The following is a 15,746-nucleotide window of genomic DNA, read 5'->3' as shown; positions in this document are numbered from 1 at the left end:
CTCCTAGAGGTTCCGCAGCGCGCCCGTGCGGCGCACGGCGAGCAGGAAGAGCAGGATGACGGCGATCGGCACGAGCGCGACGGCCGCGGCCATCGGCACGTTGCCGGCGACGCCGACGTTGTCGTAGATGAGGGTGCCGAGGAACTGCGTCGACCCGCCGACGATGCGCACGGCGATGTAGTCGCCGAGCGTGAGCGAGAACGAGAAGATCGCGCCCGCGATGATCGCCGGGTACATGAGCGGCAGCACGACGGCCGAGAAGGTGCGCAGGTTGCGGGCGCCGAGGTCGCTCGACGCCTCGACGAGCGAGTCGGGCACGCGCTCGAAGCCGGCGTAGATCGGCATGACGACGTACGGCAGCCAGATGTAGGCGAGCGTGATGATCGTCGCCGCCTCGCCGAAGCCGGGGGAGATGCCGATCGACGAGAGCAGGCCGCCCTCGATGAAGATCGAGCGCCACGCGTACGCCTTCACGAGGTACGACGCCCACAGCGGCATGAGGAACGCGATCACGAGCGCCGCGCGAGCTCGCGGCCCGAAGACCTTCGCCATGGCGTAGCCGACCGGCAGGGCGATCGCGACGTCGATGAGCGTCACGAGCAGCGCCGCCCCGAGCGTGCGGAACGTCACGGCTCGGTACAGGTCCTGCGTCACGATGCGCGCGAGGTTGTCGAGCGTCCACTCCGTGCGGACCTCGTTCGTGAACGAGTCCGTCTGCCACAGGGCCGTGACGAGCAGGAACCCCAGGCTCACGACGTAGACGACGACGAGCCAGCCCAGCGGCAGGCCCAGCAGCGAGGCGAGCCCGACCCGCGGATGCCGGTCGAGCGCGCGCGACGCCCGCCGCACCCCCGTCTCGGGGGGTGCGGCGAGCGTCTGAGCGGATGCGGTCATGCGACTGCGGTGCGCGGATCCGTGGGCGTCAGCCCTGGATCTGCTGCCACGCCTCGGTCCAGGCCGCGTAGTCGGTGCACTCCACGTCGGTGCGGCCGTCGAGGCACTCGGCGATCGGCGTCGTCCAGTACCAGATCTGCGACGCGTACTCCTCGTCGCCCGCGTGGTACGCCTCGCAGTGACCCTCGCTCGCGAAGTCGCACGCCTCGATGTTGTTCGGGGCCTCGCCGAAGTACTCCGTCGCCATCGCGTTGCCCTCGGGGCTCGCGATCCAGTCGAGCCACGCGTACGCGCACGCCGTCTGCTCGGTGGCCGACGAGATCATCCACGAGTCCGACCAGCCGGTCACGCCCTCCTCGGGCAGCGTCGCCGCGACGGGCGTGCCCTCCGACAGCGAGTTGATGATGACCTGCCACGTCGTGCCCGCCACCATCGAGCCGGCCTCGAGGCCCTGCACCTCGATGAGGTAGTCGCTCCAGTACTCGCCGATGTGCTCGCGCTGCACCGTGAGCAGGTCGACGGCGGCAGCGAGCTGCTCCTCGTCGAGCGAGTACGGGTTCTCGATGCCGAGGTCGGGCTCGGTCGCCATGAGGTACATCGCGGCGTCGGCGATGTAGATGGGCGAGTCGTAGGCGGTGATGCCGCCCGTGTTGGCCGCCGCATCCTCGAACACGACCGACCACGAGGTGGGCGCCTCGGGGAAGACGTCGGTGTTGTAGGCGAGCAGGTTGGCGCCGTAGCCGTGCGGGATGCCGTAGACGGCCCCGTCGACCGAGTTCCACTCCTGCTCCTTGAGGAAGTCGAAGATGGCGTCGTACGACTCGAGCAGGTCGGTGTTGAGCTCCTGCACCGTCTCCGACGCGATGAGGCGCAGCGTGAGGTCGCCCGAGGCGGCGACGACGTCGAAGCCGCCGTCGCCCATGAGGTTGAACGCCTCGTCGCTCGTGCCGTACGTCTGCGACGTCACCGAGCAGCCCGTGGCCTCCTCGAACGGCGTGACCCAGTCGACGGCGGGGTCGTTCGTGCCGTCCTCGACGTAGCCGGGCCACGCGAGGATCGAGACCGAGCCGCCGTCGGTGTCGCCGAGCTCGGTCGCGGGGCCGGTCGCCGCGCTGCCGCCACCGGAGGTGCCGCAGGCGCTGAGCGCGAGGGCGGCGACGCCGAGCCCGGCGCCGATCGCTGCGGTGCGCCGTCTGCGCATGGTGGGTGCCTGCATGATGACTCCTTGCTGTGGGTGGGGGCTCAGGCGGATGCCGTCGCCGGGGAGGGGGACTGGTCGTCGGTGGTCGTGGGCGCCGCGGGCTCCGGCTCGACGAGGTCGCGCACGTCGGCGTCGGCCCAGGCGAGGCGCACGCGGTCGCCGCGGCCGACGCTCGCGTGGCCCGACGACGACTGCTCGAGCACCGTCATGCGCATGCCCGCATCCGTGTCGACGACGCAGCGCACGATCGCACCGGCGTAGATGACCTCGGCGACGGTGCCCGCCAGGCCGTCGCCGGTCTCGCCGCGGTGGATCTGCAGCTTCTCGGGGCGGATGGCGTGGATGCCGCCGTGGCCGAGCAGCGCGCGCGACTGCGCGTCGTCGAAGAGGTTGGAGGTGCCGACGAACGTCGCGACGAACGGCGTCGCGGGGCGCTCGTAGACCTCGGCGGCCGCGCCGACCTGCTGGATGCGCCCGGCGTCGAACACGGCGATGCGGTCGGAGAGCGTGAGCGCCTCGTCCTGGTCGTGCGTCACGAAGACGAACGTGATGCCGAGGTCGCGCTGCAGCTGCTTGAGCTCGACCTGCATCTGCTCGCGCAGCTTGAGGTCGAGGGCGCCGAGCGGCTCGTCGAGCAGCAGCGCTCGCGGCTCGACGACGATGGCGCGGGCGAGGGCGACGCGCTGGCGCTGGCCGCCGGAGAGCTGGCTCGGGCGCCGCCGCGCGAAGTCGCCCAGGCGCATGCGCTCGAGCGCCTCGGTCGCGCGGCGGGTGCGCTCGGCCCTGCCGATGCCGCGCACGCGCAGGCCGTACGCGACGTTGTCGAGCACGCTCATGTGCGGGAAGAGCGCGTAGTCCTGGAAGACCGTGTTGACGGGCCGGTCGTAGGGAGCGTCGGCCGAGACGTCCTTGCCGAAGAGCTCGACGGCGCCCGCCGTGGGGGTCTCGAAGCCGGCGATGAGTCGCAGCACCGTCGTCTTGCCAGAGCCGGAGGGCCCGAGCATCGAGAAGAACTCGCCCTCGGCGATGTCGAGGTCGATGCCGTCGACGGCGATGACGGGTCCGAACTCGCGGCGGAGTCCGCTGAGGCGGATGGCCGGGTCGTGCGCTGCTGCCACGCGTGCTCCCTTGGCTGTGCGGATGCTGTGACGTGCGCACCATAAAACCTCTGTTTCCGAAGGTTTGGAAGTCGGCGGTGTTACGGTTGCGTCACGAATCCGAGACGGGGGACCCGGTTGGAGCAACCTGCGACGCTCGCGCGCTCCGCCGTCTTCGCGCCCATCGACGAGGTCGGTCGCACCGAGGCCGTCACGGCCCGCCTCGAGGAGGCGATCGTGCTCGGCATGCTGCACCCCGGCGAGCGCCTGCCCGCGGAGTCGCGCCTCGCCGAGCGCTTCGGCGTCGCCCCCGCGACCGTGCGCGAGGCGCTCGCCGACCTGCGCGACCGCCACCTCGTGACGACGCAGCGCGGGCGCCGCGGCGGCTCGTTCGTGACGATGGACGACGCCGACCGCGTCGAGGCCGTCGAGCGGCGCATCCGCGGCCTGTCGAGCGCCGAGCTCGCCGACCTCGGCGTGCACGCCGTCGCCATCGCAGGCACCGCCGCTGCGCTCGCGGCCGAGGAGGCATCGGCGTTCGAGGCCGATGCCCTCGCGCGCGACCTCGCCGGCATCGACTTCGACGACGAGCTCACGGCCCGTCGCGGCATCGGCGGCTTCCACCTGCAGGTCGTCGCGCTCAGCCGATCCGTGCGCCTCGTGCGCGAGCAGGTGCGATTCCAGCACGCCGACGGCCCGCTGCTGTGGGCGTCGCTGCACGAGCACGGCGAGCGCGAGGCGGCGCACGCCGACGGCGAGCGGCTCGTCGCCGCGCTCCGCGACGGCGACGGCGACCGGGCGCGCGACGAGGTCGAGGCGGCATGCGATCGCGCGGTGCGATGGCTGCTCGAGGCGAAGCGGAGGCTCGCATGAGCGCGGTGGATGCGGTGCAGCAGGTCGTGGGCGAGGCCGAGGCGGTCATCGCCAGGCTGCAGGGCTCGCTGGGCGACGGCGCGGTGGCGCTCGACCCCGCGGCCGCCCTCACGGTCGTCGAGCGCGTGATGGGCGCGGAGCTCGCGGCGCGGTCGGTCGTCTTCGGCGGCGGCTTCGTCGTCGACCCGCGCCGCGTCGGCCAGCCGCTCATGGCGTGGTGGCAGGCGCTCGGCGCTGCGCGCGACGTGCGCAGACTCGATGCTGGCGCCACCGACGGCGGCTACGTGCGGTCGTACGAGGACCTCGAGTGGTACCGCGTGCCCGCCGACACAGCCGCGCCCCACATGACCGGCCCCTACGTCGACCTGCTCTGCACCGACCAGGCGACGCTCACGTTCACGGCGCCGCTCGTCGTCGACGGCGCGTTCGCGGGCGTCGTCGGCGCCGACGTCACGGTGCCCGAGTTCGAGCGCGCCATCGGCGACGCGCTGCGCGCCGCCGGTGCGGGCGCGCTCGTCGTCACGAGCGAGGGTCGGGTCGCGGCATCCACCGATCCCGGCGTGCTCGTGCAGCGCCGCCTGCGCGCCGACGTGCTCGACGGCTACGCGCTCGAGCCGGTGCCGGGTACGCAGCTCTCGGTGGCGCTCCCGCGCTGAGTCTTTGTGCCCCGATGTCGCGCATGCGACGGTGGAGGGGACGAGAGGCGCAGCATGAGCACCGACACGCAGCAGGCACCGACGGCGACGCGGAGGCTTCCGACGCGGCGGCTCGTCATCACCGGAGTCGTCATGCTGCTGGGCTACTCGTGGATCGCGCGCGGCTCGATCGGCGGAGGCGTCGGCGGCATCGCAGGCGACGGATCGTGGATCGACGGGCAGGGGCAGCCGACGACCGAGGCACCGCTCACCTACGCGATCGAGCTCGGCCCATCGCCCCTCGTCGCGCTCGTCGTGCTCGCGCTGCTCGCCCTCGCGTGGGCGACGCGCGAGGTGCGCGGACGGCTCGCGTGGCTCGCTCCCGCGTGCGAGGTCGCCGCGATCGTCGTGCCCCTGCTCGCGATCGCCGCGACGATCCTCTGGATCCGTGGATTCGGGATGGAGTGGGACGTCGGCACCCCGATCGCGCCGCCGTGGTGGTCGACCGCGACCATCACGATCGACCGCATGGAGTGACGTGGCCCCCTTCTTCCCTCCACTGCCGCCGGCGCCGCCGCAGACGCGCCCCACGCACCGCGCGACGCCCGTCTGGCTCGAGCCGCCTCGCGAGGAGCTGCCCGTCGCGCTGCCGGTCCTGCGTCTGCTCGGCCGGTCGGAGCACGCGGCGATCCACCTCGTGCGCGTCGACGTGCACCGCGAGGGCCTCGCGTTCGCGATGCGGCTCGACGTGCGAGGCGACGACGACGTCCTGCATCGGCTCGGGCGGCTCGTGCAGCCCTTCCGGTTCGGCGTCACGCTCGCCGACGGCACGTCGTCCATCGCGGCGGGCGGCGGCGACTGGCACATGACCCTCGGCGATGAGCCGCCCGAGTCGCCGCACCTGATGCTGCGGAGCCATGGCGGCAGCGGCGACGGCAGCAGCGTCGTGCACCGGCACAGCGCCTGGCTGTGGCCGACGCCGCCCTCCGGTGCGCTGACGGTCCACGTCGAGGCCGCGATCGTCGGCATCGCCGAGACGTCGACGACGATCGACCTCGCGCTCGACGGCGTCGCCGACGGCGCGCTCGACGTGTGGAACGAGCGTCAGCGCTCCGAGCGCAGCACGCCGTAGACGAGCGCGTCGTGCACGCCGCCCGACCAGCGGCGGGCCTGCCGCATCCGCGCCTCGAGCGTGAAGCCCGCCGCCTCGGCGGCGCGCTGCATGCCCACGTTGCCCGAGTACGTCGCGAGGTCGAGGCGCAGCGCGTCGGTGACGGCGAAGAGGTGGTCGGTCCACAGCGCGAGCGCCTCGCGGCCGATGCCGCGGCCGCGCTTGCGCTCGTCGTACAGCACGATGCCGATGCGACGCCAGTCGGTCTCGCGGCTCTCCCACGACCACGAGACGCAGCCGAGCACGGCATCCGTCTGCGGATCCGCGATCGCGAGCGACGCGCGGGGCATGGGCACCTGGTCGGCGGGCATCGCCGCCAGGGCGAGGTAGCCGTCGCGCACGCGCGTCATGTCCTCGGGCGTCGGCCGCCCGAGGTAGGGGCCGTTCGTGTCGTGCCACGACGCACGCGGGTCGAGCAGCGCCCGCAGCGGCTCGGCGTCGCCGAGCGCCCAGTCGCGCAGCACGCAGCGCTCGCCGACGATGCGCAGGCGCTCCGCCCGCTCGCGACGCGTCACCACGCGGGGCCTACGGGGCGAGGTCGGTGAGCTCCGGCGCGAGGCCGATGTACGAGTGCGGCGTGAGGGCCTTCAGGCGCTCCTTCGCCGCATCCGAGATGTCGAGGCCGTCGACGAACGCCGCGAGCTCGGCCTGGCCGACGCGGTGACCGCGCGTGAGGCCCTTGAGCTGCGCGTAGGGGTCCTCGATCGACGACGTGCCTGCGAGCACCTCGGCGCGGATGACGGTCTGGATCGCCTCGGCGAGCACCTCCCAGTTGCCGTCGAGGTCGGCTGCGAGCCGCGTCTCGGACACGGCGATCTCGCCGAGGCCCTTGCGCAGGTTGTCGAGCGCGAGCAGCGAGTGGCCGATGGCGACGCCCACGTTGCGCTGCGTCGACGAGTCGGTGAGGTCGCGCTGCAGGCGGCTCGTGACGAGCGTCGCCGCGAGCGACTCGAGCAGCGCGCTCGCAATCTCGAGGTTCGACTCCGCGTTCTCGAAGCGGATGGGGTTGATCTTGTGCGGCATCGTCGACGAGCCGGTCGCACCCTCGACGGGGATCTGCGTGAAGTAGCCCATCATGATGTAAGTCCACACGTCGGTGGCGAGGTTGTGCAGGATGCGGCCCGCGTGGCTGACGCGCTGGAACAGCTCCGCCTGCCAGTCGTGGCTCTCGATCTGCGTCGTCAGCGGGTTCCACGTCAGGCCGAGGCCCGCGACGAACTCCTTGGCGAGGTTCGGCCAGTCGGCCTGCGGGTCGGCGACGACGTGCGCCGAGAACGTGCCCGTGGCGCCGGCGAACTTGCCCAGCACCTCGACGTCCTCGATCTGGCCCGCGACGCGCTCGAGACGCCACGCGAACACGGCCATCTCCTTGCCGAGCGTCGTCGGCGTCGCCGGCTGGCCGTGCGTGTGGGCGAGCATGGGCAGGTCGCGGTGCTCGACGGCGAGGCCCGACAGGCGGCCGATCACCTCGCGCAGCGCCGGCATCCACACCTCGTGCACGGCGTCGCGGATCGTGAGCGCGTACGAGAGGTTGTTGACGTCCTCGCTCGTGCAGGCGATGTGCGTCGCCTCCGCGAGGGCGTCGAGGCCCTGGGTGGCGAGGCGGTCGCGCACGAGGTACTCGACGGCCTTCACGTCGTGGCGCGTCACGGCCTCCTTGCCGGCGAGCCAGTCGATCTCGGCCTGGCCGAAGCCCGCGGCCCACTCGCGCAGGCTCGCGGCATCCGCCTCGCTGATCGACGGCGTCGAGAACAGGCCGCGCTCGGCGCAGAAGATGAGCCACTCGACCTCGACGTGCACGCGGGCCCGGTTGAGCGCGGCCTCCGACAGGTGCTCGCCGATCGCGCCGACCTGGGTGCGGTAGCGGCCGTCGAGCGGGGAGACGGGCTGCGGGGGAAGCGTCATGACGTCCTCGGGGTCGGCCTGGGCGCGGTGCGCGCGTGGACGTGCTCCATCATCCCATCCGTGGCATCGCCGTCGCGATGCTGGCGGTCAGGGGCCGACGACCGCGCTCGCCGCCATCGGCGGCGCGGCGCCGGCGGGCTCGACGTCGACGCGGCGGCTGCCGCATCCGGCGCAGCGCACGTACCGCACGACGCCCTCGCTCGTCGCGTGCTGCGACTCCGTCGCCCAGCCGTGCTCGTGCACGGCGATCGGACGGGTCTGCGGATGCTGCTCGAGCGCGGTGGATGCCATGTGCACGAGCGTGCTGTAATGCCGTTGTGCAACTCAACCCTTACGGCGAGTACGCGGTGCAGCTCGCCGCATCGCTCGCGAACGACTGGCCCGCCGACCGCGATGGCATCGTCGCTCGCACGTACGAGCACGGCATGACCGCGGTCTACGCGCCCGCCTCGCCGACCGACCACGCGCGCACCCGCGACGTCGTCGACGCCTGGCTCGCCGTCGTCGACGCACCCACGCCCGACGCGCGCGCAGCGCTGCTCAACGCGCAGATGGCGGCGGCGACCGCCTACCCGCGCCTCACCGACCACGACGGCGACTGGCACCTCCACTACCGCGACGACGACCAGCGGCTGCCGCAGGTGCTGCGGGCCGTCATCGCCGTCGGCACCGCGCTGCACGTCACGACGAGGGGCATGCACCGCCTCGCCCGCTGCGCCGCGGGGCTCGCGCCGGGCGACGACTGCGCGAACGTCGTCGTCGACGTCACGCGCAACGGTCGCCAGCGCTACTGCTCCGTGCGGTGCGCGAACCGCGACGGCGTGCGCAGGCACCGGGCGCGCGGGCGCGCGGGCTGACGGGCGTCAGGCGCGGCGCGACGCCGCGAGCACCGGGTGGATCTGGCGGAACAGTCGTCGGCACGCCGACTCGATCTGCGCGAGCACCGCGTCGAACGTCTCGGGCTCCGAGTAGTACGGATCGGGCACGTCGAGCGTCGGCGGATCGGGCTCGAACGCCATGAGCAGTCGCACCTTCGACCGCGCCTCGTCGTCGCGCGCGAGCTGCTTCAGCACGCGCTCCTGGCCGCGATCGAGCGCGATCACGAGGTCGAAGCGGTCGAACCACTTGCGCGTGAAGTGCTTCGCGCGGTGGTCGGATGCGGGGTATCCGGAGCGCTCGAGCGCGTCGATCGTGCGCTCGTCGGCCGTCTCGCCCACGTGGTAGTCGCTCACGCCGGCGCTCGTCACGAGCACGCGATCCGCGACGCCGTGCTCCTCGGCGAGGCGTCGCAGCACCGCGGACGCCATGGGCGATCGGCAGATGTTGCCGGTGCACACGAAGCAGATGCGGAACCGGGATGCGTCGAGGAACGCGCGGTCCATGGTCACGGTGCTCATCATGGCAAGGATCCTCCACAGGCGGGAGTGCGGGGCATCCATCCACAGGCGGCGTGCAGGCGGGGTCGTCGCGACGGGGGCCGGGTGCAGGGTGCCTGCCATGCAGATCCCGCTCACGCCAGACGACGACCCCACCATCGCGATCGTGCGCGCTGCCGCGCGGGCGTCGCTGCGCGACCTGCGCGACGACCTCGTCGCCGCGCGCAGCGCCATGACCTCGGCGATCGCCGACGTGCCGTCGACGACGCTCGACTGGTTCGGTCCAGCCTCGCAGTCGCTGCGGGACGCTCTGGGACGCATGGGCATGTCGCTCGAGGGCATCCACGCCGACCTCGACCAGGCCGTGCCGCTGCTCGATCGGATCATCTCGTGACCGTCGTCGGCTGGAGTCCCGACGGTGCCGCGGTCGTGCGCGCCCGGCTCGCGGAGGTGCGCGACGAGCTCGAGCGGGCGCAGTCGCGCCTGCGCACGCGCACGTGGCCGAGTGCAGCGGCACTGTCGATCGACGACGCTGCGGTCGTCGCGGGCGTGCAGGCGCTCGCCGACGATGCGGAGGCGGCGTGCGGGCTCGCGATCGGCGACCTCGACCGGCTCGGCGTCGCCGTCGACCTCGCGGGTTGGAGCTACCAGACGACCGACGCCGTCGTGCGGGGCGCCGTCGACTGGGCGGCCGATCGGCTCTCGGTCGGGCTCGGCGTCGCGACGCGCGCGTTCGTCACCGCCGCGGTCGGTGGGCTCGGCATCGCGGTGGTCGGCGCGGGCGTGCTGCTCATGCCGCTCGTCGCGCTCGCGGCGCGCAACCCGCACGTGCTGTCGCTCGCCGGCGGCGCGATCGACGCCGCGAGTCGGCTCGCCGCGCCGCTGCTGCAGGGGCTGCAGTCGCTCGTGCAGCAGCACGGCCCCGACCTCGTGAACCATCCCGTGTTCGTCGACGCGCTGCGGCTCGCCATGGCGCAGCTCGACGACGTCGGCGCGGGGTTCGCGCTGCTGCCCGGGTCGCCATGGCGCGACGACCATGCGCTCGGCGCCGGCGCCATGGTCGCGACGCTGCTCGGGCTCGTGGTGACCGGTCACGCGCCCCGACTGCCGGGATCCACTCCCGTCACGATCGAGCGCGGTGCGACGGGTGCCGTGCAGGGGCAGGCGCCCGCCGCGTCGTACACGGATGCGTTCGCGCGCATCCAGTCGATGGAGTCGAACGTCGAGATCGATCGCTACGAGCTCGCCGACGGCACCGTCGTCTATCAGGTGTTCGCGGGCGGTACGCAGGAGTTCGCCTTCGACCACCCCGACACCGCCTACGACATGACGTCGAACACCGAGAACGCCATGAACGTCGAGGGCGGCGAGACCTTCGGCAGCGCCGACGCCGTGCTGCAGGCGATGGAGGAGGCGGGCATCGGCGAGGGCGACGTCGTGCAGATGTTCGGCTACTCGCAGGGCGGTGCCGCCGTCGCCGGTGCCGCGCTCGGCGCGGGCGTGAGCGTGCACTCGGTCGTCACGTTCGCCGGGCCCGTGGGTCGGGTCGCGGTGCCGGAGGGCACGATGGCCGTCGCGGTGCAGAACGACTCCGACGTCGTCTCGGCGCTGGCCGGACCCCACGTCGACGACCGCCTCGTGCTCGAGGGGTCGCCGAACCTCGACGAGATCACGACGCGGCGCTACGACGACGCGGGGCAGCCACTCTCCGACCTGTGGGTCGGCGGCCACTACCCCGAGGCGTACTGGGACACCGCGCAGCAGCTCGACGCCCTCGACGACGACGTCGTCGACGCCGTGTGGGCACCCGTCGAGACCGCGCAGCTCGGGCCGATCGAGGTCGAGTCGGCCGGCTGGGACGTGCAGCGGTGAGCGGCGCCGGTCAGTCGGCGACGTGGATGACGAGCTTGCCGCGCGTCGTGCCCGACATGCTCTGCGCGAAGGCGCCCGCGACGTCGGCGAGCGGGAACGAGCCCGCGATCTCGACGTCGAGCTCGCCGTCGGCGACGCGCTGCGCGAGCGTCTCGAGCCGCGGGCCATCGGGCCGCACCCACACCCAGCGGCCACCGTGCTCGCCCGCGGCGTGGTCGGCGATCGACGCGTGGCGGCCGCCCTCGGCGAGCACCGCGAGGGTCTGCTGCATGACGCCGCCCACCAGGTCGACGACGGCGTCGACGCCCTCCGGCGCGAGCGCGCGCACCGCATCCACCAGGCCGTCGCCGTACGCGACGGGCTCCGCGCCCAGCGCGCGCAGCCGGTCGTGGCCCGACAGGGACGCCGTGCCGATCACACGAGCGCCGCGCAGCCGCGCGAGCTGCACCGCCAGCGTGCCGACGCCTCCCGAGGCGCCGTGCACGAGCACCGTGCTGCCCAGGCTCACGCCCGCGGCGTCGAGCACGCGCTCGGCCGTGAGGCCCGCGAGCGGCAGCGCGCCCGCCGCATCCCACGACAGCCCTTCTGGCTTGCGGGCCACGTCGACGACGCGCACGGTCACGAGCTCGGCGAACGTGCCCTGCTGCACCCAGTCCTTGCGCGCGTACGAGAGCACCTCGTCGCCCACGGCGAGCTCGGGTACGTCGGGGCCGAGCGCGTCGACGACGCCAGCGACGTCCCAGCCCGGCACGATCGGCAGCACGTGGGGGATGAGGCCGCGCAGCCCGCCCCCCAGCACCTTCCAGTCGACGGGGTTCACGCCGGCGCGCTTGACGCGGATGCGCACCTCGCCCGGCCCGGGCGTCGGCGCCGCGACCTCGCGCAGCACGAGCTGCTCGGGCCCGCCGAACTCGTCGTACACGACCGCCTGCATCGTCTGCTCGCTCATGCCTCGATCCAACGGTGCGAGCGGGCGTGCATTCCAGCCCTTGCCCTCAGCGGGCGCGGGTCACTCGCGGTCGCGAGCACGCTCCTTGCGCCACAGCGGCCGCGTGATGACGGTCACGAGCCACGTGCCGAACGAGATGAGGATCGCGCTGAGGAAGCCCCACCAGAACCCGTCGAGTCGCAGACCGAAGCCCACCGCCTCCGAGATCCAGTGCACGCACATGAGCAGCAGCGCGTTCACGAACAGCGCCGCGATGCCGAGCGTCAGCAGGTAGATGGGGAACGCGACGATGCGGATGACGTTGCCGATCGTGGCGTTGATGACGCCGAACACGACGGCGACGAGCAGCAGCGTGCCGACCTCGGGCCACACGCCCTCGGCGAACGGCACGATGTGGATGCCGGGCACGATGAGCGTGACGATCCAGATCGACAGGGCCGTGCCCGCGATTCGCAGCAGGAAGCGCATGTCGACATCATCCCATCCACTCCCTGCATCGGGGCGGCGGATGTGGCCCGTTGGATGCATCCATGCCCCGGCAGACGGACCTTCGCCATAGCCTGGGTGCGTGCCAGTACGACTGCGTGACGCGATCCGGGCCATCCCCGCCTACAAGCAGGGGAGGCCAGCTCCCGAGGGCGGATTCAAGCTCTCGAGCAACGAGAACCCCTTCCCCCCGCTGCCCTCGGTGGTCGACGCCATCGTCGAGCAGGCCGCCACGGTGAACCGGTATCCGGCCGCCGGCGCGCCCTCGCTCGTCGCCGCGCTCGCGGCGAAGCACGGCGTCGCGCCCGAGCGCATCATGGTCTCCGACGGCTCCGTCTCGGGCATCATGCAGCTCGTCACGGCCGTCGCCGGCCCCGGCGACGAGGTCGTCTTCGCGTGGCGCTCGTTCGAGGCGTACCCGCTGCTCGTGCAGGTCGCAGGCGCGACGCCGATCATGGTGCCGCTCACGGCCACCGCCGAGCACGACCTCGACGCCATGGCCGCCGCGATCACCGAGCGCACGCGCGCCGTGTTCGTATGCAGCCCCAACAACCCCACGGGCCCGATCATCAGCCAGGAGCAGTGGGACGCCTTCATCGCGAAGGTGCCCTCCGACGTGCTCGTGATGCTCGACGAGGCCTACATCGAGTTCGTGCAGGTGCCGACGGTCGACGGCCTCGCCGCCCAGGCGAACCACGACAACGTCGTGATCCTGCGCACCTTCTCGAAGGCGTACGGGCTCGCGGGCCTGCGCGTCGGCTACGCCATCGCCGACCCGACGATCATCGGCGCCGCGACGATCTCGGGCATCCCGCTGTCGGTCACGGGCCTCGCCACGCAGGCGGCGCTCGCGAGCATCGAGGCGGAGGGCGAGCTCTTCGCCCGCGTCGAGGAGCTCGCCGCCGACCGCGACGCGCTGCAGCAGCGCCTCGCCGACGCCGGCACCCCCGTGCCCGAGGCGCACGGCAACTTCCTCTGGGTCGCCGCCCGCCCCGACCAGGTCGAGGCGATCGCCGGCATCCTCGACGACGTCGCGATCGTCGCGCGCCAGTTCCCCGACGGCGTGCGCATCACGGTCGCCGAGCGCGAGGCGCACGACGGCATCGTCGATGCCGTGCGTCGCATCCGGGAGCTCGCATGACGGTGGCCGTCACCGAGCTCGACGAGCCGCTGCGGCTGCTCGACGCCGAGGGTGCGCTCGTGCTGAGCGCCGCGACCGAGCGCTGGCACGCGCTGGCCGACGAGCTGACGCTCGACGACCGCATCGCCATGCACCGCGCGATGGTCGAGACGCGCGCGGTCGACATGGAGGCGCGCAACCTGCAGCGCCAGGGTCGCCTGGGCCTGTGGGTGCCGTCGGTCGGCCAGGAGGGCGGCCAGGTCGGCATGGCCTTCGCGATGCGCGACCAGGACACCGTCTTCCCCTCGTACCGCGAGCACGTCATCGCGCACGTGCGCGGCGTCGAGTGGATGCAGATCATCGACGTGTTCCGCGGCGCTCGCCACGGCGGCTGGGACCCCGACGAGACCCGCGGCTGCCGCATCTACTCGCTCGTCATCGCGACGCAGGCGCTGCACGCGACGGGCTACGCCATGGGCGTGACGATGGACGGCAACGTCGGCACGGGCGACCTCGCCAGCGACGAGGCCGTGCTCGTCTGCTACGGCGACGGCGCCTCGAGCCAGGGCGACGCGTCGGAGGGCCTCGTGTTCTCGAAGACGTACGACGCCCCGCTCGTCACGTACATGCAGGACAACAAGTGGGCGATCTCGGTGCCGTCGAGCACGCAGTCGCGCACGCCGCTGCACCTGCGCGCCGCGGGCTTCGGCCACCGCGCGCACTGGATCGACGGCAACGACCCGCTCATCGCCTTCGCGGTCGGCCGCGCCGAGCTCGACGCCGCCCGCGCGGGCGAGGGCCCCGGCTACATCGCCGCCGACACGTACCGCATGGGCGCGCACACGACGAGCGACGACCCGACGCGCTACCGCTCGAGCGACGAGGAGGCGGCGTGGCAGCGCCGCGACCCCATCGCCCGCCTCGCGGCGCACCTGCGCTCGCAGGGCGTCGAGGATGCGCTGCTGCAGTCGATCGAGGCGGAGGCGGCCGACACCGCCGCCGACGTGCGCCGCCGCACGCTCTCGGCCGGCAGCCCGCCGAGCGACATGATCTTCGACCACGTCTACACCGACCCGCACGCGCCGCTCGCCGAGCAGAAGCTCGCGCTCGCGGAGTTCGAGGCATCGTTCGGAGGCGACGCATGACCGACGCAGCCACCACCGCGACCCAGGCAGCATCCGCGCCCTCGGGCACCGTGACGATGCCCATCGCGAAGGCTCTGAACGCGGGCATGCGCGCCGCGATGGCGGCCGACGAGAAGATCGTGCTGCTGGGTGAGGACATCGGCCCGCTCGGCGGCGTCTTCCGCGTCACCGACGGCCTGCAGGCCGAGTTCGGCCGGAGGCGCGTGCTCGACACCCCGCTCGCCGAGTCCGGCATCGTCGGCTCCGCGATCGGCCTCGCCATGCGCGGCTACCGGTCGATCTGCGAGATCCAGTTCGACGGCTTCGTCTACCCGGCGTTCGACCAGATCACGTCGCAGCTCGCGAAGCTCACGTCGCGGCACGCGGGCACCGTCTCGTTCCCCGTCGTCATCCGCATCCCCTACGGCGGGCACATCGGCGCCGTCGAGCACCACCAGGAGAGCCCCGAGGCGTACTTCGCGCACACGTCGGGCCTGCGCGTGGTGTCGCCGTCGACGGCGAACGACGCGTACTGGATGATCCAGCAGGCGATCCAGGGCAACGATCCCGTGATCTTCCTCGAGCCGAAGGCGAAGTACTGGGCGAAGGGCGAGGTCGACCTGTCGACGCCGCCCGGCCCGCTGCACCGATCCGTCGTGGCGAAGCCCGGCACCGACGTGACGCTCGTGGGCCACGGCGCCATGGTGCACGTGCTGCTGCAGGCGGCGCAGATCGCCGAGGGCGAGGGCACGTCGTGCGAGGTCATCGACCTGCGCTCGCTGTCGCCCATCGACTTCGGCCCCATCGTCGAGTCCGCGCAGCGCACCGGCCGCGTCGTCGTGGCGCAGGAGGCGCCCGGCCACGTGTCGGTGGGCTCCGAGATCGCCGCGACGATCCACGAGCGCGCGTTCTACTCGCTCGAGGCGCCCGTGCTGCGCGTCTCGGGCTTCGACGCCCCGTTCCCGCCGGCCGCGCTCGAGGCCGTGTACCTGCCGGACGCCGACCGCGTGCTCGACGCCGTCGACCGCGTGCTGGCCTACTGA

General features: G+C 72.8%; 19 protein-coding genes. 10 read left to right on the top strand and 9 right to left on the bottom strand.

The genetic code is table 11. The features are described from left to right. Positions 1–3: 3 nt before the first annotated feature. The 3 genes from BLQ67_RS07585 to BLQ67_RS07575 are packed head-to-tail and all read right to left on the bottom strand — an operon-like array spanning position 4 to position 3,213. Positions 4–894, bottom strand: coding sequence for an ABC transporter permease (locus BLQ67_RS07585; protein WP_092503880.1), 891 nt, complete (start codon positions 892–894; stop codon positions 4–6). A gap of 28 nt (positions 895–922) precedes the next feature. Continuing rightward, complete coding sequence (locus tag BLQ67_RS07580; protein ID WP_231945202.1) at positions 923–2,110, bottom strand: extracellular solute-binding protein; 1,188 nt, start codon at positions 2,108–2,110, stop codon at positions 923–925. A gap of 26 nt (positions 2,111–2,136) precedes the next feature. After that, complete coding sequence (locus BLQ67_RS07575) at positions 2,137–3,213, bottom strand: ABC transporter ATP-binding protein (protein WP_092503878.1); 1,077 nt, start codon at positions 3,211–3,213, stop codon at positions 2,137–2,139. 117 nt (positions 3,214–3,330) lie between these two features. Here BLQ67_RS07575 and BLQ67_RS07570 point away from each other — a divergent pair, with 117 nt between their 5' ends. From BLQ67_RS07570 to BLQ67_RS07555, 4 genes are read left to right on the top strand one after another with little or no spacing between them, the layout of a single operon-like run. Beyond that, positions 3,331–4,065 (top strand): FadR/GntR family transcriptional regulator, encoded by a 735-nt coding sequence (locus BLQ67_RS07570; RefSeq protein WP_092503876.1) that lies wholly within the window; start codon positions 3,331–3,333, stop codon positions 4,063–4,065. Then, entirely contained in the window at positions 4,062–4,721 is a 660-nt protein-coding gene (locus BLQ67_RS07565; RefSeq protein ID WP_157674719.1) for a cache domain-containing protein, read from the top strand. Before BLQ67_RS07570 ends, BLQ67_RS07565 begins: the two co-directional genes overlap by 4 nt. Positions 4,722–4,775: 54 nt before the next feature. Continuing rightward, complete coding sequence (locus BLQ67_RS07560) at positions 4,776–5,237, top strand: hypothetical protein (protein WP_092503873.1); 462 nt, start codon at positions 4,776–4,778, stop codon at positions 5,235–5,237. 1 nt (position 5,238) lies between these two features. Next, positions 5,239–5,832 (top strand): hypothetical protein, encoded by a 594-nt coding sequence (locus tag BLQ67_RS07555; RefSeq protein WP_092503871.1) that lies wholly within the window; start codon positions 5,239–5,241, stop codon positions 5,830–5,832. Here BLQ67_RS07555 and BLQ67_RS07550 read toward each other — a convergent pair. From BLQ67_RS07550 to BLQ67_RS07540, 3 genes are all read right to left on the bottom strand, one after another. Then, entirely contained in the window at positions 5,805–6,386 is a 582-nt protein-coding gene (locus tag BLQ67_RS07550) for a GNAT family N-acetyltransferase (protein ID WP_157674718.1), read from the bottom strand. The genes BLQ67_RS07555 and BLQ67_RS07550 overlap by 28 nt on opposite strands. Positions 6,387–6,396: 10 nt before the next feature. After that, positions 6,397–7,776, bottom strand: coding sequence for an adenylosuccinate lyase (gene purB, locus BLQ67_RS07545; RefSeq protein ID WP_092503868.1), 1,380 nt, complete (start codon positions 7,774–7,776; stop codon positions 6,397–6,399). A gap of 87 nt (positions 7,777–7,863) precedes the next feature. Then, the gene (locus BLQ67_RS07540; RefSeq protein WP_092503866.1) at positions 7,864–8,067 is read right to left on the bottom strand and encodes a hypothetical protein; all 204 of its coding nucleotides are present in this window, start codon (positions 8,065–8,067) and stop codon (positions 7,864–7,866) included. A gap of 26 nt (positions 8,068–8,093) precedes the next feature. Between BLQ67_RS07540 and BLQ67_RS07535 the strand changes: the two genes are divergently transcribed. Next, positions 8,094–8,633, top strand: a complete 540-nt coding sequence (locus BLQ67_RS07535; protein WP_092503865.1) for a CGNR zinc finger domain-containing protein — start codon at positions 8,094–8,096, stop codon at positions 8,631–8,633. 6 nt (positions 8,634–8,639) lie between these two features. On the opposite strand, the gene BLQ67_RS07530 is transcribed toward BLQ67_RS07535, so the two are convergent. Beyond that, positions 8,640–9,176, bottom strand: a complete 537-nt coding sequence (locus BLQ67_RS07530; protein WP_231945201.1) for a low molecular weight protein-tyrosine-phosphatase — start codon at positions 9,174–9,176, stop codon at positions 8,640–8,642. 97 nt (positions 9,177–9,273) lie between these two features. Between BLQ67_RS07530 and BLQ67_RS07525 the strand changes: the two genes are divergently transcribed. Together BLQ67_RS07525 and BLQ67_RS07520 are read left to right on the top strand one after the other, a co-directional pair. Beyond that, on the top strand, positions 9,274–9,546 hold the full coding sequence (locus tag BLQ67_RS07525) for a hypothetical protein (RefSeq protein WP_092503863.1): 273 nt from the start codon (positions 9,274–9,276) through the stop codon (positions 9,544–9,546). Next, a complete protein-coding gene (locus tag BLQ67_RS07520; protein ID WP_092503861.1) occupies positions 9,543–11,024 on the top strand; it encodes a hypothetical protein in 1,482 nt (493 codons plus the stop codon). The genes BLQ67_RS07525 and BLQ67_RS07520 overlap by 4 nt, the downstream gene beginning before the upstream one ends. A gap of 10 nt (positions 11,025–11,034) precedes the next feature. Here the strand turns inward: BLQ67_RS07520 and BLQ67_RS07515 are convergent, their stop codons facing one another. Further along, positions 11,035–11,973: an NADP-dependent oxidoreductase gene (locus BLQ67_RS07515; protein ID WP_231945200.1), complete on the bottom strand. Its 939-nt coding sequence runs from the start codon at positions 11,971–11,973 to the stop codon at positions 11,035–11,037. Positions 11,974–12,033: 60 nt separating this feature from the next. Next, positions 12,034–12,441 (bottom strand): phage holin family protein, encoded by a 408-nt coding sequence (locus BLQ67_RS07510; RefSeq protein WP_092503859.1) that lies wholly within the window; start codon positions 12,439–12,441, stop codon positions 12,034–12,036. Positions 12,442–12,541: 100 nt separating this feature from the next. Here BLQ67_RS07510 and BLQ67_RS07505 point away from each other — a divergent pair, with 100 nt between their 5' ends. The 3 genes from BLQ67_RS07505 to BLQ67_RS07495 are packed head-to-tail and all read left to right on the top strand — an operon-like array spanning position 12,542 to position 15,746. Then, on the top strand, positions 12,542–13,600 hold the full coding sequence (locus BLQ67_RS07505; protein WP_092503857.1) for a histidinol-phosphate transaminase: 1,059 nt from the start codon (positions 12,542–12,544) through the stop codon (positions 13,598–13,600). Beyond that, entirely contained in the window at positions 13,597–14,724 is a 1,128-nt protein-coding gene (locus BLQ67_RS07500) for a thiamine pyrophosphate-dependent enzyme (RefSeq protein WP_092503855.1), read from the top strand. Before BLQ67_RS07505 ends, BLQ67_RS07500 begins: the two co-directional genes overlap by 4 nt. After that, complete coding sequence (locus tag BLQ67_RS07495) at positions 14,721–15,746, top strand: alpha-ketoacid dehydrogenase subunit beta (RefSeq protein ID WP_231945199.1); 1,026 nt, start codon at positions 14,721–14,723, stop codon at positions 15,744–15,746. Before BLQ67_RS07500 ends, BLQ67_RS07495 begins: the two co-directional genes overlap by 4 nt.

The organism is Agrococcus jejuensis (assembly GCF_900099705.1).
GTDB classification, from domain to species: domain Bacteria; phylum Actinomycetota; class Actinomycetes; order Actinomycetales; family Microbacteriaceae; genus Agrococcus; species Agrococcus jejuensis.
Note: the sequence above shows the minus strand (reverse complement) of the source record. Positions and strands in the feature narration are given on the sequence as shown.